Genomic DNA, 21,651 nt, shown 5'->3' with positions numbered 1-21,651 from the left:
GCTTGATACACCTGTAGGTCGGATAAGTGAGGCAGGCGTCACACTTGGCCGTATTGCTGCCCATGGCGCAGCCAGCGATCCAGCAGCGGGCTGACGTGATCCGGCCAGCGCTCCAGCAATGCCTGCGCTGCATCGCGCACGGCGGGCAGCAGGTCGGCGTCGCGCATCAGGTCGGCGACCTTGAACTGCAGCAGGCCGGTCTGGCGGGTGCCGAGCATTTCGCCGGGGCCGCGCAGTTCAAGGTCTTTTTCGGCGATGACAAAACCGTCGTTGGTCTCGCGCATGATGCCCAGGCGTTGGCGGCCGATCTGCGACAACGGCGGGTGGTAGAGCAGCACGCAGTGGCTGGCGGCACTGCCTCGGCCAACACGGCCGCGCAATTGGTGCAATTGCGCCAGGCCCAGGCGCTCGGGGTTTTCGATGATCATCAGGCTGGCGTTGGGCACGTCCACGCCCACTTCAATCACGGTGGTAGCGACCAGCAGCTGCAGGTTACCGGCCTTGAATTCAGCCATCACCGCGGCCTTTTCCGCAGGCTTCATGCGCCCGTGGATCAGCCCGACCTTGAGTTCCCCCAGGGCGCTGGTGAGGTCTTCATAGGTGGTCTCGGCGGCCTGGCAGGTCAGCTCCTCGGACTCTTCGATCAGTGTGCACACCCAGTACGCCTGGCGGCCTTCGGCGCAGGCGCCGCGCACACGCTCGATCACTTCGACGCGCCGGGTGTCGGTGACCAGCACGGTGTTGACCGGTGTGCGGCCGGGGGGCAGTTCGTCGAGGATCGAAGTGTCGAGGTCGGCGTAGGCGCTCATGGCCAGGGTGCGCGGGATCGGGGTGGCGGTCATGATCAACTGGTGCGGGTTCATGCGCCCGCCCACGCCTTTCTGGCGCAGGGCCAGGCGCTGTTGCACGCCGAAGCGGTGCTGTTCGTCGATAATCACCAGAGCCAGGTTCTTGAACTGCACTTCGTCCTGGAACAGCGCATGGGTGCCCACCACCATCGGTGCACCGGCGGCGATCTGTTCCAGCGCGGCCGCGCGCGTCTTGCCCTTGAGCTTGCCGGCCAGCCACGCGACTTCCAGGCCCAGGGGCTCGAGCCAGCGCTTGAACGTGATGAAGTGCTGCTCGGCGAGGATCTCGGTGGGCGCCATCAGCGCCACCTGGTAACCGGCTTCCAGGGCTTGCAGGGCGGCGAGGGCGGCGACCACGGTCTTGCCCGCGCCCACGTCGCCCTGGATCAGGCGCAGCATCGGCTCGTGCTGGCTGAGGTCGTAGGCGATTTCATTGCCCACGCGCTGCTGGGCACCGGTCGGCGCAAAGCCGAGGTTGGCCAGGTATTGCGCAGGCAGGCGCGTGGCCTTGGGCATGGCCGGCGCACGCAGGGAGCGCATGCTTTCGCGCAGGCGTTGCTGGGACAGTTGGTGAGTCAGCAGCTCCTCGAAGGCCAGGCGGTGCTGGGCCCAGTGATGACCCAGGGCCAGTTCGTCGACATCGGCGTCCGCAGGGGGGTGATGCAGGTAGCGGATCGCATCGGCCAGTGGCGCCAGTTGGTAGTCGCGGGCCAGTTCCAGGGGCAGCCAGTCGGGCAGGCTCTGCGGGCCAAGCATGCCCAGGGTCTGCATGCACAATTGGCGCAGGCGCTGTTGGGTCAGGCCTTCGGTGAGCGGGTAGATCGGCGTGAGGGTGGTGTCCACCGGCGGCGGTTCGTCACCGGTAATGGCACGGTATTCCGGGTGGTAGATCTCCAGGCCCGAGGCGCCGGGGCGCGCTTCGCCGTAGCAGCGCACGCGGGTGCCGCGCTTGAGGCCTTCCTTCTGTGCGTTACTGAAATGGTAGAAACGCAGGCTCAGGCCGCCGGTGCCATCCTGCAGGCGCACCACCAGACTGCGGCGCTTGCCCATCACCACATCGGCGCCGCTGACGGTGCCTTCGACCACGGCATCCTGCCCGGGACGCAGTTGGCCGATGGGCACCACGCGAGTGCGGTCCTGATAGCGCAGGGGCAGGTGGAACAGCACGTCCTGGAGGTTTTCCAGGCCGACCTTGGCCAGCTTCTCGGCCATGGCCTCGCCGACACCCTTGAGTGCCGTCACCGACACCTGCGACAGCTCAGTCATACGTTTACTTAGCTCGCAGCAGGCGGCTTGGCCACCGAACACAGGCGGATCGAGTCGGCGAGGATCTCAATGGCTTTGGGCCGTGGGAAGCTGGCGCGCCAGGCAATCGCCACGGTACGGAACGGCACCGGCGGCGTCAGTGGACGCACTTCGATCACGCCGGGGGCGTAGTGATGGCTGTCCACTGCCGACAGCGGCAGGATCGAGATACCCAGGCCGGAAGCGACCATATGCCGGATGGTTTCCAGGGAGCTGGATTCCACGGTGGTGTGCTTGGCGCCGTCGTTGCCTTTGGTCAGGGTCGGGCAGGCTTCCAGCACCTGGTCGCGGAAGCAGTGGCCTTCGCCGAGCAACAGCAGGCTCTTGTCGTTGAGCAGGCCGGCGTCGATGGTGTCTTTTTGCGTCCACGGATGGGAGGCGGGCATCAGCACGTAGAACGGCTCGTCGTAGAGCGGCAGGGTCAACACATCCGCTTCGTTGAACGGCAGGGCGATGATGATCGCGTCCAGCTCGCCGTTGCGCAGTTTGTCGCGCAGCACGTGGGTGAAGTTTTCTTCGATATACAGCGGCATCTGCGGCGCGACGCGGTGCAGTTGCGGGATCAGGTGCGGGAACAGGTACGGGCCGACGGTATAGATGGCGCCGACTTTCAGCGGTGCAGTCAGCTGGTTCTTACCGGCCTGGGCCAGTTCACGAATGCTTTGCGCCTGTTCCAGCACCTTCTGGGCCTGGGCAACGATGCCTTCGCCCACTGGGGTGAGGCGCACGGCGCTTTTGCTGCGCTCGAAAATCAGCACACCGAGTTCGTCTTCAAGCTTTTTCACGCCCACCGACAGCGTCGGCTGGCTGACGTGGCAGCGTTCGGCCGCGTGGCCAAAGTGCTGCTCTTGGGCGAGGGTAACGATGTAGCGTAATTCTGTAAGAGTCATAGCGGGCGTCCATGAGGTTGCGGGCCAAGCATACCGGCTGCAATCGATAGACGCACGTTATCAGAACTTTGCTGGGGATTGAGCGGGGAATGCGCGGGATTTTGCTGAGAGTGGCGAGGGGTGTCCCTCGCCACCATCATTTTCAGCGACGACGTTTTTCGATGTTGTACACGAACGGTGCAACGATCTCGATGCTGCCGCCCTTGAGCATGTCGGCCGGCGGCTTGGGCAGCGGCTGGGCACGACGGATCATGTCCAGGGTGGCGCGGTCCAGGTCGGCGTTGCCGGAACGCCCCACCAACTCGTAGGACAGCACGTTACCGTCGCCATCCACCACGAACTTCAGGCGGTTCAGGCCTTCCTTGCCACGGGCCTGGGCACCTGGCGGGTACTTCTTGTACTTCTGCAAGTGTGCCAGCAGGGTGCCTTCCCAGGACGCTTTGGCGGCGATCTGTTGCGGCGACGGGCCAGGTACGGGCTGGGCCGATTTTTCAGCCGGTGCCTTGGTGGGCGGAGCGTCGCTCGGCGGGTCCTCGGAGGGTTTCTCCTTGGGCGGCTCGATCTTTTTCTCCACCGGCTTGGGCGGCTGCGGTTTAGGCTTGGGCTTGACCGGCTTGGGCACCTGGATCGTTGGCTTGGGCGCCTCGGCCAGTTTCGGCAGGGGCAGCTCTTCCACCGGTGCAGGCGGTTGCGGCGGCGTTACCACTTTCGGCGGCGCCGGCGGCGGCGGTGCAGGCATCGGGGCCAGGTCGATGACCATGGCCGCTGGCGGCAACTGCACCGTGCGCGGCGCTGACCAGTGGAGCGCGATGGCAATCGCGACGGCATGCACGCCCAGCACGACGGCGAGGCTGGTGCCATAACGCGTCAGTTTGTGGCGCGTCGTGATCATTTCTTGGCTGCCGTCTCAAGTCCGACCAGGCCTACCTTGAGGTAGCCGGCTGCCCGCAGGGCATCCATCACGCTCATCAGGTCGCCGTAGTCCACGCCTTTGTCGGCCTGGAAGAAGATCGTCGTGTCCTTCTTGCCTTGGGTCTTGGCATCGAGCACCGGCCCCAGGGTTTCGGCCTTGACTTCTTCTTCGCCCAGGAACAGGCGTTGGTCCGCCTTGACGCTGAGGAAGATCGGTTTCTCCGGCCGCGGCGCAGGCTTGGCGCTGGAGGCGGGCAGGTCAACCTTGATGTCCACGGTGGCCAATGGAGCGGCCACCATGAAGATGATCAGCAGCACGAGCATCACGTCGATAAACGGCGTGACGTTGATTTCGTGGTTCTCGACGAGTTCGTCGTCGCCTTGATTCAAATGCAGGCCCATGGCCGATTACCCCACTTTCACCATGTGCGGTTGCGAGCTGCGCTCGGTAGGCAGGTGATCGAGGTCGCGGCTGACCAGCAGCAGGACTTCTGCCGACGCATCCGATACCTGGGCCTTGTAGCCGGCAATCGAACGGGCGAAGACGTTGTAGATCACTACCGCAGGAATCGCGGCGACCAGGCCCAGGGCGGTTGCCAGCAGGGCTTCGGCGATGCCGGGGGCGACGACGGCGAGGTTGGTGGTCTGGGTTTTGGCGATGCCGATGAAGCTGTTCATGATGCCCCAGACGGTACCGAACAGGCCGACGAACGGCGCGGTGGAGCCGATGGTCGCCAGCACGCCGGTGCCGCTGCTCATGTTACGGCCGCAGGCTGCAACCAGGCGTTCCAGGCGGAACGCCACGCGCTCCTTGATGCCTTCTTTTTCACGGGTGTTGGCCGACAGGCGCATTTCTTCCAGTGCGTCGTGCACCAGGGTGTTTGCCAGGGTGCCTTTCTTGGTCGCGCTTTCGCTGGCTTCCTTGAGGGTGGTGGCTTTCTTCAGGTGGACGATTTCAGCGCGCAGACGGCGCTTGGCACCCAGCAGCTCGAAGCCTTTGGCGATCCAGATGGTCCAGGTAATGATCGACGCGATGGCCAGGCCGATCATCACGGCTTTCACCACCACGTCAGCATTCTGGTACATACCCCATGGCGACAGGTCGTGGGCCATGCCCAGGGTGTTGTCTTCTTCCAGCACGACACCGGTTTCGTCGGCGGCGGCTGGGGATGCAGCCTGGGCCGGGTCGGTGGCCGCGGGGGCAGCAGCGGGTGCGGTTGGAGCCGCAGCATTGTGCTCGGCGGCGGCCGGGGTAGCCGGGGCGGTGGCATCAGCGAATGCGGCGGTCGGCGCCAGCAGTACGCTGAACAGCATCGCAGCAATCGCACGCCAGGCGCGGGATGGGCTGTGAAGCGTGGTTGGCGAAGCGGGGGTTGTATTACGTGTCATGCTGGCCGGACCTGAGAGAAGAAAATGAGTGATCGTCCTTCCAGACCCAAAAGGGGTCGAGGACAAATGGGCGGTTATTATTGCAAGTAATTCTTGTTAACAGAAGTAATACAGTAACTTTATTTGCCCTTTTTCTGGCCGCCGGTCTGCTGCGAGGGCTAATCTAGACCTTTAAGAACGGAGTTTTATGATGTCTGTGCCTTCTGTTGTGATTGCCGGATGTGGCGATGTGGGTAGTCGGCTGGCTAGCCAATTGCTGGCCTCGGAATGGGAGGTTCATGGCCTGCGGCGCGATATTTCGCGCCTGCCCGAGGGGGTGATCGGCATTGCCGGCGACCTGTTCAACAAGGATTGCCCTGACACCTGGCCGATCGGCGGGGTGGATTACCTGGTGTACTGCGCCGCCGCCACCGACCACGATGAGGCCGGTTATCGCGCCGCTTACGTGCAAGGTCTGCAGCACGTGCTGGAGTGGCTGAAGGATTATGGCCAGGAGCCCAAGCATCTGCTGTTTGTATCCAGCAGCAGCGTATACGGGCAGCAGAATGGCGAGTGGGTCGACGAAACCTCCGAAACCCAGGCCAAGGGTTATTCCGGGCAAGTCATGCTGGAGGCCGAGCAGGTGGCACTTAACAGTGGCATTCCTGCGAGCGTCGTGCGGTTGACCGGCATTTACGGTCCTGGTCGCGAATGGCTGCTGACCCAGGTGCGCCAGGGGTACCGTGTAGCGCTTGATCCACCTTTATATGGCAACCGTATACACGCCGATGATGCGGCGGGCTTGCTGGCATTTTTGCTCCGCCACGTGGAGCAGGGCGGTTCGCTGGATAAGGTCTATATCGGCGTCGATGACGCACCGGCGCCCTTGGCCGAGGTGGTGGCCTGGCTGCGTGACTACCTGGGCGTCACTGAGCGGTCCGAGGACGCGAGTGTGCGGCGTGCGGGCAGCAAGCAATGCAGCAATGCCCGGATAAAGGCGCTGGGGTGGACGCCCACGTATGCGAGCTACCGCGAAGGGTACGCAGCCATTCTTAAAGGCTGAAATGCGGTTAAAAATGTGGGTGATGACTGCTATTGCTTTTCAAGCAGCCATTGACGCGGCCCGGGAGTGAACTGGGGCACTTCGTCCGCCTGTGCGGTGTTGATCGCCTGGAAGATCTCCAGCTGCTTGCCTTTGCGCATGAAGATCCACGGGTTGCCCACGCCGTTGAGCTGCAGCCACATGCTGTCGTAGCCGCCGCTCATGGAGGCACAGTCACCGGCCAGGCACAGAGAGTACCGATCAACATTGGGCAGACCGGCGACCTTGCCGTCAGGCTGGAACTGGACAGTGGCACCGTTGCCGAAGCCGTCGGTGATCTTCCAGTCGCCGCCCATATAGGCTGCGTACAGGGCACGTTCGAAGTTGGCACCCAGCGGCGCGCCTTCCGGTGCAGGTTCCTTGGCGCGGGCGAAGAGCTGCTCGGGCTCGTTATCGTTGGCCACTTGCAGCAGTTGCCTGCCTTTGCGCTTGAGTTCAGTGGCGGAGCTGCCGTAGAAGTCGACGCTCCAGGCACCGGACTGTTCGCCGAGCAACTTGCCTTCGGCGACTTCAAAACCGTTGTAGTAACGTGCCTGCGAAGCCTTGGGGTTGACCTCCCACTCGAGGTTCGGGCCATAGCTTTGCAGCGCTTCACGCAAAGGGCCGCCCTTGGCTGCCGCATCGATGGCGACCTGGTTGATCCAGGTGCCGCTCACATCCTGGTTGGCAGGGTTGCTGGCGCAGCCGCCGAGCAACAGGGCGAGCAACGAAGAGGCTACAAGCGCTTTGCGCATCATGAAATCCTTTTAAAACGAAGTCGGCGCAGCCTGTGGAGGCTGCGCCGGGTGTTTTACTCGATGACCAGAATTGCGTCCATCTCAACCTGCGCGCCCTTTGGCAGGGCGGCCACACCAATGGCGGCACGGGCTGGGTAAGGTTGTTCGAAGTACTTGCCCATGATCTCGTTGACCTTGGCGAAGTGGCTCAGGTCGGTGAGGAAGATGTTCAGCTTGACGATGTCCTTGAACGAGCCGCCGGCAGCTTCGGCCACGGACTTGAGGTTTTCGAAGACCTGTACGGTCTGGGCTTCGAAGCCTTCCACCAGTTCCATGGTCTTTGGGTCCAGCGGAATCTGGCCGGACATGTAGACGGTGTTGCCCGCCTTGATGGCCTGGGAGTAAGTACCGATGGCGGCTGGGGCCTTGTCGCTGGTGATAACGGTCTTGGTCATGAATGACTCCTTGTAATGGATGGGCTACGCACGCATGCGGGTGATGCGGATCACACCGGTCAAGGCGCGCAGTTTCTTGATCACGCGGGCCAGATGCACGCGGTCATGCACGCTGACCACCAGCTGGACCACGCTGATGCGACCATCGCGCTCGTCCATGCTGATTTTCTCGATATTGCCGTCGGCCGCGTTGACGCTGCTGGCCAGCAGGGCGATCAGGCCGCGCTGGTGTTCCAGCTCCACGCGCAGTTCGACGTTGAATTCGCCGGTGACATCCTTGGCCCACGAGAGTTGGATGCATTTTTCCGGGTTGTGGCGGATCTCGGTGATGTTGCGGCAGTTGTCGAGGTGAACGACCATGCCCTTGCCGGCCGACAGGTGGCCGACAATCGGGTCGCCAGGGATCGGCGTGCAGCATTTGGCATAGCTGAGCACCAGGCCCTCGGTGCCGCGAATCGCCAGCGGGCCTTCCGGGCTTGGCAGTTGTTCGCCTTCACCCAGCAGGCGGCGGGCGACCACGTAGGCCATGCGGTTGCCCAGGCCGATATCTTCCAGCAGGTCCTCGATGGTTTCCTGGCGATACTCGTGGAGCATCGCTTGCACGCGCTCCTGGGCAATCTTGTCCAAGGCGCTGTCGAAACCGTTGAGCACTTTGTTCAGCAGGCGCTCGCCCAGGCTGATGGACTCGGAGCGGCGCTGCAGTTTCAGTGCGTGGCGGATGTGTGTGCGCGCCTTGCCGGTAACCACGAAGTTCAGCCACGCCGGGTTCGGGCGCGCGCCCGGTGCGCTGACGATCTCCACAGTGGAGCCGCTTTGCAGCGGTTCCGACAGCGGGGCCAGGCGCCGGTTGATCCGGCAGGCAATGCAGCTGTTGCCGACGTCGGTGTGTACCGCGTAGGCAAAGTCGACCGCAGTGGAGCCTTTGGGCAGCTCCATGATCCGGCCTTTGGGCGTGAACACGTAGACCTCGTCCGGGAACAGGTCGATCTTCACGCTTTCGATGAATTCCAGGGAGTTGCCGGCACGTTGCTGCATTTCCAGCACGCCCTTGACCCATTGGCGGGCGCGGGCATGGGTGCCTTTGGGCTGCTCGTCGCCGCTGGATTTGTACAGCCAATGGGCGGCGATGCCGTTGTTGGCCATCTCTTCCATTTCCCGGGTGCGGATCTGGATCTCGATCGGCACCCCGTGCATACCGAACAGCGTGGTATGCAGCGATTGATAGCCGTTGGCCTTGGGAATGGCGATGTAGTCCTTGAAGCGCCCCGGCAGGGGTTTGTACAAATTATGTACCGCACCGAGGACGCGATAGCAGGTATCGACCTTGTCCACGATGATGCGGAACGCGTACACGTCCATGATCTCGTTGAAGGCCCGGCGCTTGCCGCGCATCTTCTTGTAGATGCCGTAGATATGCTTCTGCCGGCCGCTGACCTCGCCCTCGATCTCGTCGATCGCCAGGCAATGGCTCAGGGATTCTTCGATCTTGTTGACGATTTCCTTGCGGTTGCCCCGGGCGCGCTTGACGGCCTGGTAGATGCGCGCCGAACGCATCGGGTGCATGGCCTTGAAGCCGAGGTCTTCGAACTCGATACGAATGGCGTGCATGCCCAGCCGGTTGGCGATGGGCGCGTAGATTTCCAGGGTTTCCTTGGCGATGCGCCGGCGTTTTTCGCCGGACAGCACTTCCAGCGTGCGCATGTTGTGCAGCCGGTCGGCCAGCTTGACCAGGATCACCCGGATGTCCCGGGCCATGGCCATGGCCATTTTCTGGAAGTTTTCCGCCTGGGCTTCGGCCTTGGTCTCGAAGTTCATCTGGGTCAGTTTGCTGACCCCGTCGACCAGTTCGGCCACGGTTTCGCCAAATTGCGCACTGAGCGCTTCCTTGGCAATGCCGGTGTCTTCGATCACGTCATGCAGCATCGCGGCCATCAGGCTCTGATGGTCCATGTGCATGTCGGCCAGGATATTTGCCACCGCAAGGGGATGGGTGACATACGCCTCACCGCTTCGGCGGCGTTGGCCGTCGTGGGCTTGTTCGGCGTAGAAATACGCTCGGCGGACCAGGTTGACCTGGTCGGGGCCGAGGTAGGCCGATAAGCGATCGGCGAGGGCGTCTATGCTCGGCAAAGTGTGAACTCCTGCCGAAGGCTGTGACCCCGCGCCGTGCTACGTCGACCAGGCATAGGCTTAGACGGCCTCGTTGGACTCGTCCTCGAACGCTGCAAACAGCGGTTCGTCTTCAACGATTTCAGCGTTGGCGATGAACTCGTAGCTCATCAGGCCTTCAGCGATTTCACGCAGGGCTACAACGGTAGGCTTGTCGTTTTCCCACTGGACCAGAGGCTCTTTGCCGCCAGTGGCCAGTTGACGGGCACGCTTGGTAGAGAGCATGACCAGCTCAAAGCGGTTATCCACGTGTTCTAGGCAGTCTTCAACGGTTACGCGGGCCATGGTATTCCTCGGAGCGAATGCAAGATGCGCGCTGCCCGGTTGGGCGAGCGGACTGAGCAGTTTAAAAAATCACCAGCGTTTAGGGAAGCGCTGATTTTTCGCAGACCCTCGCAAAACCGCTGCAAGCGCCAATGTAAAGCCCTTGCAGCGGTTTTGGGAAGGGCCAATCAGCCGAGCAGTTCGGCGAGTAATTTGCCGAAACGCTGCTGTTGACGCTTTTGCTGGAGCTGATTGGCGCGGAAAATCGCCTTCAGGTCATCCAGCGCGTGGGAAAAATCGTCGTTAATGATCAGGTAGTCGTAGTCGACATAGTGGCTCATTTCGCTGACAGCTTCCCGCATGCGGCCTTCGATGATCTCGTCGCTGTCCTGGCCACGGTTGGTCAGGCGCTGGTGCAAGGCTTCGAGCGACGGCGGCAGGATAAAGATCGAGCGTGCCTTGGGCATCAGCTGGCGCACTTGCTCGGCACCCTGCCAGTCGATTTCCAGGATCAGGTCGTGGCCTTCGTCCAGGGTCTGCTGCAGGTGGCTCTGCGAGGTGCCGTAGAGGTTGCCGAACACCTCGGCGCGCTCGAGGAAGTCGCCATGCTCGATCATCTTGACGAACTCGGTGCGCTCGACGAAGTGATAGTGCACGCCGTTCACCTCGCCCGGACGCATGGCGCGGGTGGTGTGGGAGATCGAGATGCGAATCTGCTCGTCAGCGTCGGTCAGGGCCTTGACCAGGCTGCTCTTGCCCGCGCCCGAAGGGGCGGAAATGATGTACAGGGTGCCGGTGCTATGGGTCATGGAGGTTGCCTTACTCAATATTCTGTACTTGTTCGCGCATCTGCTCGATCAACACCTTGAGGTTGACCGCCGCCGTGGTGCTGCGCGGATCGAAAGCCTTGGAGCCCAGTGTATTGGCTTCGCGGTTGAGTTCCTGCATCAGGAAGTCCAGGCGCCGACCAGCGGCGCCGCCGGACTTGAGCACGCGGCGCACTTCGAGGATGTGGGTGCTCAGGCGATCCAGTTCTTCGGCGACATCGCTCTTCTGCGCGAGCAGCACCATTTCCTGCTCCAGGCGCACGGGGTCGAGGTCGGCCTTCATGTCGGTGAAGCGGTCGAGGACCTTCTGGCGTTGGGTGGCGAGCATCTGCGGTACCAGCTCGCGCAAGGTGACCACGTCTGCTTCGATCGACGCCAGGCGCTCGTTGATCAGTCGGGCCAGTTCGGCGCCTTCACGCTCGCGGCCAGCCTTGAGTTCCTTCAATCCCTGGGTGAACAGGGCGAGGGCTTCGGCATTGAGGGCTTGCGGATCGGAGGCGTCGGCCACCAGCACGCCGGGCCAGGCCAACACTTCCAGAGGGTTCAGTGCGGCGGGCTGCTTGATCAGGCCGGCGACGGTTTCGGCCGCGGCGACCAGTTGCGCAGCGCGCTCGCGGTCTACCTGCAGCGGCTTGCCGGTGGTTTCTTCGGTAAAACGCAGGGTGCATTCCAGCTTGCCGCGGGAGATGCCCTGGCGCAGTGCCTCACGCACGGCGCCTTCGAGGTCGCGGAAGGATTCCGGCAGGCGCAGGTGCGGCTCCAGGTAGCGGCTGTTGACCGAGCGCAGTTCCCAGCTCAGGGTGCCTTGGGCGCCGGCTTTTTCGACGCGGGCAAAGGCGGTCATGCTGTGCACCATGGAGGTACCTCGCGATGCAGTCCCGCGAAAGCGGGCTGATGGGTAAATTGAAGCCGACAGGCTGCGAAGGCGCGGGATTGTAGCGCAGTGGGGCGGGCGCGCCCAAACCCTGGGCATTCGTAAGCAGATTTTTAGCAGTGCCCCGAATCGGCTCGCGGCTCTATAATGCTCGGCAGTTTTTCGTCCTCAGTACAGGTACCCCCTATGAAACGTCCAAGTGGTCGCGTTGCCGATCAGCTCCGCTCGATCCGCATCACCCGCAACTACACCAAACACGCCGAGGGATCCGTACTGGTCGAGTTTGGCGATACCAAGGTTATCTGCACCGTCAGCGTTGAAAATGGCGTGCCGCGCTTCCTCAAGGGCCAGGGCCAGGGTTGGCTGACCGCCGAATATGGCATGCTGCCACGCGCCACCGGCGAGCGTAACCAGCGTGAAGCCAGCCGTGGCAAGCAAGGCGGCCGTACCCTGGAAATCCAGCGCCTGATCGGGCGCTCCCTGCGCGCGGCCCTGGATATGACCAAGCTGGGCGACGTGACCCTCTACGTCGACTGTGACGTGATCCAGGCCGATGGCGGTACGCGCACCGCGTCCATCACCGGCGCCATGGTGGCGCTGGTCGATGCGCTTAAAGTCATCAAGAAGCGCGGCGGCCTGAAAGGCGGCGACCCACTGAAGCAGATGATCGCCGCCGTATCGGTGGGCATGTACCAGGGCGAGCCGGTGCTGGACCTGGACTACCTGGAAGACTCGGCTGCCGAGACCGACCTGAACGTAGTGATGACCAGCACCGGTGGTTTCATCGAAGTGCAGGGCACCGCCGAAGGTGCGCCATTCCAGCCGGCCGAGCTGAACGCCATGCTGGCCCTGGCCCAGAAAGGCATGACTGAGATCTTCGAACTGCAGAACGCCGCACTGGCTGACTGAGTACGCCTCAAGGAGAAGCGCCATGAATGACAGCCAAATGCCGGTGCCTACGCCTTCCTACGAGGTGCGTCAGGGGGCAATGTTGTGCCATCTTGCTGCGTTCCTGGGGTTTGTATTCCCCTTCGGCAGCGTCGTGGGGCCGCTGATCCTGTGGCAGATGAAAAAAGAAGTGGATCCGTTCATTGACGACCAGGGCAAGGAGGCACTGAATTTCCAGATCACCGTAGCCATCGCCTGGATCATTTGCATCGTGCTGGCCTTCGCGGTCATTGGGTTTTTCCTGATGACGGCCCTGGTCATCGCAAGCGTGGTGCTGACGATCATCGGCGCAATCAAAGCCAACAAAGGGATCGCCTATCGCTATCCCTTGACCTGGCGCCTGGTCAAATAATCAACACCCACAAAAAAACCGACAGCGATGTCGGTTTTTTTGTGCCTGGATAAAGACCCTAGATGGTCAGTGTCCAGTCGTAGTCCACGATCAGCGGCGCGTGCTGCGAGAAGCGCGGCTGGCGCGGCAGGCGTGCACTGCGCACGAACCGGCGCAGACCCGGGGTCAGCAACTGGTAGTCGAAGCGCCAGCCCAGGTTGAGCATCTCAGCCTGTTCATTGTCTGGCCACCAGCTGTACTGGTCGCCTTCGCGGCTGACTTCGCGCAGCGCATCCACATAGCCCATGTTGCCGACAATCTCGTCCATCCAGGCCCGTTCCGGCGCCAGGAAGCCCGGGGATTGCTGGCTGTCACGCCAGTTCTTGATATCCAGCTTCTGTTGCGCCACGTACAGCGAGCCACAGTAAATGTACTCGCGACGTTTGCGTCGCTGTTTATCCAGGTAACGGGCGAAATCGTCCATTAGCTTGAACTTCTGGTTCAAGTCTTCATCGCCGTTCTGCCCCGAAGGAAGCAGCAAGGTCGCGATGCTGACCTTGTCGAAATCGGCTTGCAGGTAGCGCCCGTAGCGGTCGGCTGTCTCGAAGCCGAGGCCGCTGATGACCGCCTTGGGTTGCAACCGCGAGTACAAAGCCACGCCACCTTGGGTGGGCACTTCGGCATCGCAGGCATAAAGGAAGTAGCCATCCAGTTGGAAGGCTGGGTCGTCCAGTTCAAAGGCGGAGGCGCGGGTGTCCTGCAGGCAGATGACGTCGGCATTCTGAGCTTGCAGCCAACTGAGCAAACCACGCTCGACTGCAGCCTGAATACCATTAACGTTCACACTGATGATCCGCATAAATGGCCCCAAAAATCGCGTGCGTGTATGATACACGCCGTCTACCTAATTAGCTAAATCCGTGGTATCTGAGGCTTTTTTCATGCAGGCGTATCAACGCGATTTCATTCGTTTTGCCATCGATCGCGGGGTTTTGCGCTTCGGTGAGTTCACCCTCAAGTCCGGGCGCACCAGCCCGTATTTCTTCAATGCCGGCTTGTTCAACTCGGGTTCGGCCCTGGCTCAGCTGGGGCGTTTCTACGCGGCAGCCATCGTTGAAAGCGGTATTTCCTTCGACGTGCTGTTTGGCCCGGCCTACAAGGGCATCCCCCTGGCGGCTGCAACGGCCGTGGCCCTGGCGGAACATCATGGGCGCGATCTGCCATGGTGCTTCAACCGCAAGGAAGCCAAGGCCCATGGCGAAGGCGGCAGCCTGGTGGGCGCGCCGCTTACCGGCGATGTATTGATCATCGATGACGTGATCACGGCCGGTACGGCTATCCGTGAGGTGATGCAGATCATCGCGTCCCAGGACGGCGCCAAGGCCGCCGGTGTGCTGATCGCGCTGAACCGCCAGGAGCGTGGCAACGGTGAGTTGTCGGCGATCCAGGAAGTGGAGCGTGATTTCGGTATTCCAGTGGTCAGCATCGTGTCGCTGAACCAGGTGTTGCAGTTCCTGGAAGACGATCCGCAGCTCAAGCAGCACTTGCCGGCAGTTAAGGCGTATCGCGAGCAGTTCGGCGTTCAGTAATCGCCGAACCATAAAAAAGCCCCGCTCAACCAGGTTGAGCGGGGCTTTTTGTTTTCAGCGTTTTAAGGGCGCTTGCGATTACTGATCAGCGTGCCCACACCCGTATCGGTGAAGATTTCCAGCAAGATTGCATTCGGCACCCGGCCATCCAGGATCAGCGAGCTGCCGACGCCGCCTTGCACCGCTTCCAGCGCGCAACGGATCTTCGGCAGCATGCCGCCGTAGATGGTGCCGTCGGCGATCAGTTCGTCCACTTGTTGAGTGGTCAAACCGGTCAGCACCTTGCCTTCCTTGTCCATCAGGCCGGCAATGTTGGTCAGCAGCATCAGCTTTTCAGCCTTCAATGCTTCGGCCACCTTACCCGCCACCAGGTCGGCGTTGATGTTGTAGGACTCACCGTTGGCACCCACGCCGATCGGCGCGATCACCGGGATGAAGTCGCCCTTGACCAGCAGGTTCAGCAGGTCGGTGTTGATGCCGATCACTTCGCCTACCTGGCCGATATCGATGATTTCCGGCTGGGTCATTTCCGGCGTCTGACGGGTAACGGTCAGTTTTTTCGCGCGGATCAGCTCGGCGTCCTTGCCGGTCAGGCCAATGGCGCTGCCGCCGTGGCGGTTGATCAGGTTGACGATGTCTTTGTTCACCTGGCCGCCGAGGACCATCTCCACCACGTCCATGGTCTGCGCGTCAGTGACGCGCATGCCATCGATGAAGTGACTCTCGATCGACAAGCGCTTGAGCAGGTCGCCGATCTGCGGGCCGCCGCCGTGGACCACCACGGGGTTGATCCCCACGGCTTTCATCAACACGATGTCGCGGGCAAAGCCGGTTTTCAGCTCGTCGCTTTCCATGGCATTGCCGCCGTACTTGATCACCAGCGTCTTGCCGACGTAGCGTCGAATGTAAGGCAACGCTTCGGACAGGACCTTGGCGGTGTTGGCAGCGGCTTCGCGTTCGAGGGTCATTCAGGGCTCCGGTAAAAATCAGAACGGTAATTGGAGATCAGGGGCAACACGTTTCAACTGGGCGTGGAACACGTCCTTGATGCGCTGCAACTCAGCCTCGGTATCCGCCTCGAAACGCAGCACCAGCACCGGTGTGGTGTTGGATGCGCGAACCAGGCCCCAGCCCTTGGCGTAATCGACTCGCACACCATCAATGGTGGTCAGGTGGGCGCCTTCGCCCCATTGCGCATCGTGCAGTGCGTCAATGATGCTGAATTTGCTCTCCTCGGTCACATGGATATTGATCTCTGGCGTAGAAATATCATTCGGGAAGGTCTGAAACAGCTCTTCGGCGGTGGATTTTTCCTTGCTGAGGATCTCCAGCAGACGGGCGGCGCTGTAAATGCCGTCGTCAAACCCGAACCAGCGCTCCTTGAAGAACACGTGGCCGCTCATTTCGCCGGCCAACAGTGCGCCGGTTTCCTTCATTTTCTTTTTGATCAACGAGTGACCGGTCTTCCACATTAGCGGACGGCCGCCATATTCCTTGATCAACGGGGTGAGGCGGCGGGTGCACTTCACGTCGAAAATGATCTCGGCACCCGGGTTGCGCGCCACCACATCGCGGGCGAACAGCATCAGCAGGCGGTCCGGGAATACGATCTCGCCGGTTTCGGTCACCACGCCTACGCGGTCGCCGTCGCCGTCAAAGGCCAGCCCGACGTCAGCACCGGTTTCCTTGACCTTGGCGATCAGGTCCACCAGGTTTTCCGGTTTGCCTGGGTCCGGGTGGTGGTTGGGGAAGTTGCCATCGACCTCGCAGAACAGCGGGATCACTTCGCAGTTCAGGGCTTCGAGCAGCTGCGGGGCGATTACGCCGGCCGCGCCGTTGCCGCAGTCCACCACCACTTTGAGGCGGCGTGCGAGTTTGACGTCGCCGGTGATTTCATCAGAGTAGCGCTGCAGGATGTCAACTTTGGTGATGCTGCCTTTGCCGCTGGTCAGGTCGTTGGTCTTCAGGCGGGTGTGCAGGGCCTGGATCTGTTCGTTGGCCAGGGTGTCGCCGGCGATGACGATCTTGAAGCCGTTGTAGTCCGACGGGTTATGGCTGCCGGTCAGCATTACCCCGGATTTGCCGGCCAGTACATTGGCGGCGTAGTACAGCGCGGGAGTGGGCACCAGGCCCACATCGCTGACATGGCAGCCGCTGTCGGCCAGGCCCTGGATCAGTTGTTCCACCAGTTCCGGACCGGACAGGCGACCGTCACGACCGACCGAGACGTTCGGCTCGTCCTGGGCCAGGCTCTGGGAACCAATGGCGCGGCCAATCCAGTAGGCGGTTTCGGCGGTCAGGGTCTTGGGGACTACGCCACGAATGTCATAGGCGCGAAAGATGCTGTCGGGGAATGTCGGGGCTACTCGGGCTGCGGTACTCATCGCGGGGGGAAACTCCATCTCAAGGGGGCAAGGCTGGCCTTAATGTGGCTGACCGGCAGGCTCAAACTGAAGGGTATGACGGTGTTTTCGGCAGAGAGTTCGTGGTGCAAAAGTGCCATCGGAGCTTGGCCCCTGTCTTTATTTCTGCGTAATGCATTGATTTCAAATGGGAAATCTCGCTGATAAAGTCCGCGCATTCTTCATCCTGAAAAGCCTTGCGGGGGCATCGAGCCGGGCAAAGGTGCCCGGCCAGGTTCAGCGTAGTCAGTGACTGCCGGAATGCCCAAAGCCACCTGCGCCGCGTTGGGTTTCGTCAAAATCCTGCACCAGTTCGAAGTGCGCCTGCACCACCGGCACCAGTACAAGCTGGGCAATGCGCTCGCCGACAGCGATGTTGAACGCCGTCTGGCCACGATTCCAGCACGACACCATCAACTCGCCTTGGTAGTCCGAGTCGATCAGGCCTACCAGGTTACCCAGCACGATACCGTGTTTGTGGCCCAGGCCGGAGCGCGGCAGGATCAGCGCGGCCAGGCCCGGGTCGCCGACGTAGATCGACAGGCCGGTGGGAATCAGGACGGTCTGGCCCGGTTCAAGGACGGTGTCTTGCTTGAGCATGGCGCGCAGGTCCAGGCCGGCGGAACCTGGGGTGGCGTAGGCCGGCAGCGGGAATTCGGTGCCGATGCGGGGGTCGAGGATCTTGGCTTGCAAAGCGTGCATGGAAATTAAACCTGGTTCAGCCGTTGGGCGATAAAAGAGATCAGTTGGCGGGCAATCTTGCCTTTGCTGGTCTGGGCGAAAAGAGTGGCGTGCAGCTCGCGGTCGATCACGCTGCAGGCGTTTTCCTCGCTGTTGAAGCCGATGCTCGGGTTGGCGACATCATTGGCAACGATCAGGTCGAGGTTTTTGTCTTTCAGTTTGCGTGCGGCGTAGTCGAGCAGGTGCTCGGTCTCGGCGGCAAAGCCGACACTGAACGGGCGGTCCGGACGCGTGGCAATGGTGGCCAGGATGTCCGGGTTGCGCACCATTTGCAGGAGCAGACCGTCGCCGCTCGTAGGGTCTTTCTTGAGCTTTTGCGGGGCGACGACTTCCGGGCGGTAGTCTGCAACCGCTGCCGAAGCGATAAACAGGTCACAGGGAATGGCGGCCTCACAGGCGGCCAGCATGTCCCGGGCGCTGACTACGTCGATTCGCGTGACGCGATCGGGAGTCGGCAAGTGCACCGGACCGGTGATCAGGGTAACGCGTGCGCCTGCCTCGACCGCGGCTTCCGCCAAGGCAAAGCCCATTTTTCCTGAGCTATGGTTGGTGATGTAGCGTACCGGGTCGATGTTTTCCTGGGTCGGGCCTGCCGTAATCAGCACGTGCCGGCCGGTCAGGGCCAGGTGCTGGAAGCATTCGGCGGCGCACAATGCCAGGTCGGTGGCCTCGAGCATGCGGCCCATGCCGACATCGCCGCAGGCCTGGCTGCCGGAGGCCGGGCCGAACACCTTGAGGCCACGGCTTTGCAGGAGCTGGGTGTTGGCCTGGGTCGCCGGGTCACGCCACATGGCCTGGTTCATGGCCGGGGCGATGGCGACGGTGGCGTCGGTGGCCAGTACCAGGGTGGTCAGCAGGTCATCGGCGATGCCTTGCGCCAGGCGCGCGATCAGGTCGGCGGTGGCAGGGGCGATCAGTACCAGGTCGGCCCATTTGGCCAGTTCGATATGACCCATGGCGGCTTCGGCTGCCGGGTCCAGCAGGTCCAGGTGAACCGGGTGTCCGGACAGGGCCTGCATGGTCAGCGGAGTAATGAACTCACTGCCGCCGCGGGTCATGACCACGCGCACTTCGGCGCCCTGGTCGAGAAGCCTGCGGACCAGCTCTGCGCTCTTGTAGGCGGCAATGCCGCCGCCGACGCCGAGAACGATGCGTTTCCGATACAGACGCTGCATTGGTTTGCCTTTCCAGTTCAGTGAAGCCAGTTCAGTGACGCCTGCGATGCCCCCTCCCCAGGTGAAATCGCACGCAAAAAAGAGGGCCTACGATAACACAGCGCCCGCCCCGCAACAGCGGCGCACATGCACAGGGAGGTGGAATGAGTATTCGTGATTGGCCGGCGGCAGAGCGGCCGCGAGAGAAGCTTTTGGAGTGGGGTGCTGCGAGTCTGTCCGATGCTGAATTGCTGGCGATCTTCCTGCGCACCGGCGTAACCGGCAGGAGCGCGGTGGACCTGGCGCGCCATCTGCTGGCGCAATTTGGCGGTTTGCGCCCGCTGCTGGAAGCCAGCCAGGCGGTGTTCAGCCAGCAGTTGGGCTTGGGGCCGGCGAAGTTTGCGCAGTTGCAGGCGGTACTGGAAATGTCCCGGCGCCATATGGCCGAGCGCCTGCGCAGCGATTCGGTGCTGGAAAGCCCGGTGGCCGTGCGCAATTACCTCAAGTCGCTGTTGCGCCATGAGCCCCATGAAGTTTTCGGCTGTCTGTTTCTCGATTCAAAGCATCGGGTGCTGGGGTTCGAAGTGTTGTCCGAGGGGACCATCGACGCTGCCGTGGTCTACCCGCGGCAAGTGGTCAAGCGCGCCCTGGCCTATAACGCAGCGGCGTTGATTCTGTGTCACAACCATCCTTCCGGGAGCGTGGAGCCCAGCGCGGCTGATCGAAAATTGACCAAGCTGCTGCAAAAGGCCTTGGAAGTGGTGGATGTGCGGGTACTCGATCACGTCATCGTGGGGGACGGTGATCCGTTGTCGATGGCGGAATATGGGTGGATGTAAGCCCGCCCCCTGGGGGCGGGCCTGGTTCTCAGGGCTTGACGCTGACCCTCGAGAAATCCTGGCGCCCGAAGGGGCTCACCTGGTAGCCCTCGACGTTCTTGCGCGCCAGGGCGAACGCCGTCGGGTGCGCCAGCGGCAACCACAGCGCCTGTTGCTGGATCTGCGCCTGGGCCTGCTGGTACAGCTTGCTGCGTACACCTTGTTCGCTGGTGGTCTTGCCGGCGCTGATCAGCTTGTCCAGCGCCGGATCACAGTAGCGGGCGAAGTTGGTGCCGGATTTAACCGCCGCGCAGGAAAACTGTGGGGTCAGGAAGTTATCCGGGTCGCCGTTGTCACCGGCCCAGCCCATGAACAGCAGGTCGTGTTCACCCGCTTTGGCGCGGCGAATCAGCTCGCCCCATTCGATCACGCGGATCTCGGCCTGGATGCCCACCTTGGCCAGGTCCGCCTGCAGCAGTTGCGCGCCGAGGTTCGGGTTAGGGTTCAGCAGGCTGCCGGTGGGGCGCGTCCAGAGGGTGGTCTTGAAGCCGTCCTTGAGGCCGGCACGGTCCAGCAAGGCCTTGGCCTTGGCGAGGTCCTGTGGATAACCCGGCAAGTCTTTGGCGTAGCTCCAGGTATTGGGCGGGTACGGGCCGTTGGCGGCTTCGGCGGTGCCTTCAAACACCGCCTTGAGGTAGCTGCCCTTGTCGAAGGCCAGGTTGATGGCCTGGCGCACCTCGGGCTTGTCCAGGGGCGGGTGCTGGCTGTTGATGGCCACGAACGCGGTCATGAACGCTGCGGTTTTTTCTACCTTGAGTGCGGGGTCCTTTTCGGCCTCGCCCACATCCAGGGGCTTGGGCGACAGGGCGATCTGGCATTCGTTGCGGTGCAGTTTCTGCAGGCGTACGTTGGCGTCCGGAGTAATTGCGAAGATCAAGTTATCCACAGCCGGTTTGCCGGCGAAATAGTCTGGGTTGGCCTTGTAGCGCACCACGGCATCTTTCTGGAAACGGCTGAAGATGAACGGCCCGGTGCCGATCGGCTGGCTGTTGAGCTTCTCCGGCGTGCCGGCCTTGAGCAGTTTGTCGGCGTATTCCGCCGGATAGATCGAGGCAAAGCCCATGCTCAGGGCCGCGAGGAAGGTGGAGTCGGCGTGATCGAGGGTAAAGCGCACGGTCAGCGGGTCGAGGGCATCGATCTTCTTGACCAGCGTTGGCAATTGCAGGGACTGGGCGTGGGGGAAGCCGCTCTGGGCGATCTTGTGCCACGGATTGGCCGGGTCGAGCATGCGTTCGAAGCTGAAGCGCACGTCTTCGGCGGTCAGGGTGCGGCTTGGGGTGAAATACTCGGTGCGATGGAATTTCACGTCCGGGTGCAGCTTGAAGGTATAGGTCAGGCCATCCGGCGAGACGTCCCAGCTGTCCGCCAGGCTGGGTACCAGTTTGCCGCTGGCTGCGTCGTAGTCCACCAGGCGATTCATCAGCACATCGGCTGAGGCGTTGGTGGTGGTCAGCGAGTTGTATTGCACCACATCGAACCCTTCGGGGCTGGCCTCGGTGCAGACGCTCAAGGTGCTGGCGGCAGAGGCCAGCGGCGCGATAAATAGAGGGGCTAGCAATAGCGGTAGGGCAGCGAGGCGCATGTTCGGTTTCCTTTGCAGATCGAAGGCCCATCTGCGAGTGCAGTCTGGAAAAGCCCTACCGTAGTGGTCTGGTTGATAAATGACTAGCCCATTTTTGCCTGTGCTTTTGCTTCAAATACTGTTTTGATGGCACCCCAGCGCGTTTCGCTGTGCGCCTTACTGCGCGCGCGAGCGCTGTAAATCATTCTGTGCGACGAGCGGTCGGCTGTTACAGCGGCCCCTCCTGGCAACGGTTCGGGCGTCTGTCGCCGAGATTTACGCCGGTAAAAATACACGGGCTGTTGTTGCACATGGGT

Annotated in this window: 21 protein-coding genes and 1 pseudogene; 5 read left to right on the top strand and 17 right to left on the bottom strand. The window is 62.0% G+C overall.

The annotated features are described in order from the left end of the window. Positions 1–38 precede the first annotated feature (38 nt). From recG to exbB, 5 genes are all read right to left on the bottom strand, one after another. Complete coding sequence (recG, locus tag B9N88_RS15310; RefSeq protein WP_027608279.1) at positions 39–2,114, bottom strand: ATP-dependent DNA helicase RecG; 2,076 nt, start codon at positions 2,112–2,114, stop codon at positions 39–41. A gap of 8 nt (positions 2,115–2,122) precedes the next feature. After that, positions 2,123–3,043 (bottom strand): hydrogen peroxide-inducible genes activator, encoded by a 921-nt coding sequence (locus tag B9N88_RS15305; protein WP_015886540.1) that lies wholly within the window; start codon positions 3,041–3,043, stop codon positions 2,123–2,125. A 142-nt stretch (positions 3,044–3,185) separates the two neighbouring features. After that, positions 3,186–3,935 (bottom strand): TonB family protein, encoded by a 750-nt coding sequence (locus B9N88_RS15300; RefSeq protein ID WP_027608280.1) that lies wholly within the window; start codon positions 3,933–3,935, stop codon positions 3,186–3,188. Beyond that, on the bottom strand, positions 3,932–4,357 hold the full coding sequence (exbD, locus tag B9N88_RS15295; RefSeq protein ID WP_003195519.1) for a TonB system transport protein ExbD: 426 nt from the start codon (positions 4,355–4,357) through the stop codon (positions 3,932–3,934). Before exbD ends, B9N88_RS15300 begins: the two co-directional genes overlap by 4 nt. 6 nt (positions 4,358–4,363) lie before the next feature. Then, a complete protein-coding gene (gene exbB, locus B9N88_RS15290; protein ID WP_027608281.1) occupies positions 4,364–5,344 on the bottom strand; it encodes a tonB-system energizer ExbB in 981 nt (326 codons plus the stop codon). A gap of 190 nt (positions 5,345–5,534) precedes the next feature. On the opposite strand from exbB, the gene B9N88_RS15285 reads away from it, so the two are divergent. After that, the gene (locus tag B9N88_RS15285) at positions 5,535–6,386 is read left to right on the top strand and encodes an SDR family oxidoreductase (protein WP_027608282.1); all 852 of its coding nucleotides are present in this window, start codon (positions 5,535–5,537) and stop codon (positions 6,384–6,386) included. Positions 6,387–6,415: 29 nt separating this feature from the next. On the opposite strand, the gene B9N88_RS15280 is transcribed toward B9N88_RS15285, so the two are convergent. From B9N88_RS15280 to B9N88_RS15255, 6 genes are all read right to left on the bottom strand, one after another. Continuing rightward, positions 6,416–7,159 carry a hypothetical protein gene (locus tag B9N88_RS15280; protein ID WP_027608283.1) on the bottom strand — a complete coding sequence of 248 codons (744 nt, stop codon included), beginning with the start codon at positions 7,157–7,159 and terminating at the stop codon, positions 6,416–6,418. Positions 7,160–7,215: 56 nt separating this feature from the next. Next, positions 7,216–7,596, bottom strand: coding sequence for a RidA family protein (locus tag B9N88_RS15275; RefSeq protein WP_003176922.1), 381 nt, complete (start codon positions 7,594–7,596; stop codon positions 7,216–7,218). Positions 7,597–7,620: 24 nt separating this feature from the next. Continuing rightward, entirely contained in the window at positions 7,621–9,726 is a 2,106-nt protein-coding gene (spoT, locus tag B9N88_RS15270) for a bifunctional GTP diphosphokinase/guanosine-3',5'-bis pyrophosphate 3'-pyrophosphohydrolase (protein ID WP_005792489.1), read from the bottom strand. A gap of 60 nt (positions 9,727–9,786) precedes the next feature. Continuing rightward, positions 9,787–10,050: a DNA-directed RNA polymerase subunit omega gene (gene rpoZ / locus B9N88_RS15265; RefSeq protein WP_003176920.1), complete on the bottom strand. Its 264-nt coding sequence runs from the start codon at positions 10,048–10,050 to the stop codon at positions 9,787–9,789. Between the two features lie 167 nt (positions 10,051–10,217). Continuing rightward, positions 10,218–10,838, bottom strand: a complete 621-nt coding sequence (gene gmk / locus B9N88_RS15260; RefSeq protein WP_027608284.1) for a guanylate kinase — start codon at positions 10,836–10,838, stop codon at positions 10,218–10,220. Positions 10,839–10,848: 10 nt separating this feature from the next. Beyond that, entirely contained in the window at positions 10,849–11,712 is an 864-nt protein-coding gene (locus tag B9N88_RS15255; RefSeq protein ID WP_027608285.1) for a YicC/YloC family endoribonuclease, read from the bottom strand. Positions 11,713–11,916: 204 nt separating this feature from the next. On the opposite strand from B9N88_RS15255, the gene rph reads away from it, so the two are divergent. Both rph and B9N88_RS15245 read left to right on the top strand, forming a co-directional pair. Beyond that, positions 11,917–12,639, top strand: coding sequence for a ribonuclease PH (rph, locus tag B9N88_RS15250; RefSeq protein ID WP_027608286.1), 723 nt, complete (start codon positions 11,917–11,919; stop codon positions 12,637–12,639). 22 nt (positions 12,640–12,661) lie between these two features. Then, on the top strand, positions 12,662–13,030 hold the full coding sequence (locus B9N88_RS15245; RefSeq protein WP_027608287.1) for a DUF4870 domain-containing protein: 369 nt from the start codon (positions 12,662–12,664) through the stop codon (positions 13,028–13,030). 58 nt (positions 13,031–13,088) lie between these two features. Here the strand turns inward: B9N88_RS15245 and B9N88_RS15240 are convergent, their stop codons facing one another. After that, on the bottom strand, positions 13,089–13,868 hold the full coding sequence (locus tag B9N88_RS15240; RefSeq protein ID WP_003195493.1) for an exodeoxyribonuclease III: 780 nt from the start codon (positions 13,866–13,868) through the stop codon (positions 13,089–13,091). Between the two features lie 82 nt (positions 13,869–13,950). On the opposite strand from B9N88_RS15240, the gene pyrE reads away from it, so the two are divergent. Beyond that, a complete protein-coding gene (gene pyrE, locus B9N88_RS15235; protein ID WP_027608288.1) occupies positions 13,951–14,598 on the top strand; it encodes an orotate phosphoribosyltransferase in 648 nt (215 codons plus the stop codon). 62 nt (positions 14,599–14,660) lie between these two features. Here the strand turns inward: pyrE and argB are convergent, their stop codons facing one another. From argB to coaBC, 4 genes and pseudogenes are all read right to left on the bottom strand, one after another. Beyond that, positions 14,661–15,566, bottom strand: a complete 906-nt coding sequence (argB, locus tag B9N88_RS15230) for an acetylglutamate kinase (RefSeq protein WP_015886532.1) — start codon at positions 15,564–15,566, stop codon at positions 14,661–14,663. A gap of 18 nt (positions 15,567–15,584) precedes the next feature. Beyond that, positions 15,585–17,006 (bottom strand): annotated as a pseudogene (locus tag B9N88_RS15225) (phosphomannomutase/phosphoglucomutase); the annotation flags it as partial. Positions 17,007–17,246: 240 nt separating this feature from the next. Next, complete coding sequence (dut, locus tag B9N88_RS15215; RefSeq protein WP_027608290.1) at positions 17,247–17,702, bottom strand: dUTP diphosphatase; 456 nt, start codon at positions 17,700–17,702, stop codon at positions 17,247–17,249. Between the two features lie 5 nt (positions 17,703–17,707). Further along, positions 17,708–18,916 (bottom strand): bifunctional phosphopantothenoylcysteine decarboxylase/phosphopantothenate--cysteine ligase CoaBC, encoded by a 1,209-nt coding sequence (gene coaBC / locus B9N88_RS15210; RefSeq protein WP_027608291.1) that lies wholly within the window; start codon positions 18,914–18,916, stop codon positions 17,708–17,710. 143 nt (positions 18,917–19,059) lie between these two features. On the opposite strand from coaBC, the gene radC reads away from it, so the two are divergent. Continuing rightward, a complete protein-coding gene (gene radC / locus B9N88_RS15205; RefSeq protein WP_027608292.1) occupies positions 19,060–19,734 on the top strand; it encodes a RadC family protein in 675 nt (224 codons plus the stop codon). Positions 19,735–19,762: 28 nt separating this feature from the next. Here the strand turns inward: radC and B9N88_RS15200 are convergent, their stop codons facing one another. Then, on the bottom strand, positions 19,763–21,355 hold the full coding sequence (locus tag B9N88_RS15200; protein WP_027608293.1) for an ABC transporter substrate-binding protein: 1,593 nt from the start codon (positions 21,353–21,355) through the stop codon (positions 19,763–19,765). Between the last annotated feature and the right edge of the window lie 296 nt (positions 21,356–21,651).

Source organism: Pseudomonas sp. LAMO17WK12:I1 (genome assembly GCF_900177315.1).
Taxonomy (GTDB): domain Bacteria; phylum Pseudomonadota; class Gammaproteobacteria; order Pseudomonadales; family Pseudomonadaceae; genus Aquipseudomonas; species Aquipseudomonas marginalis.
The sequence above is the reverse complement of the archived record's forward strand: the minus strand, read 5'-3'. Positions and strand labels throughout refer to the sequence as shown.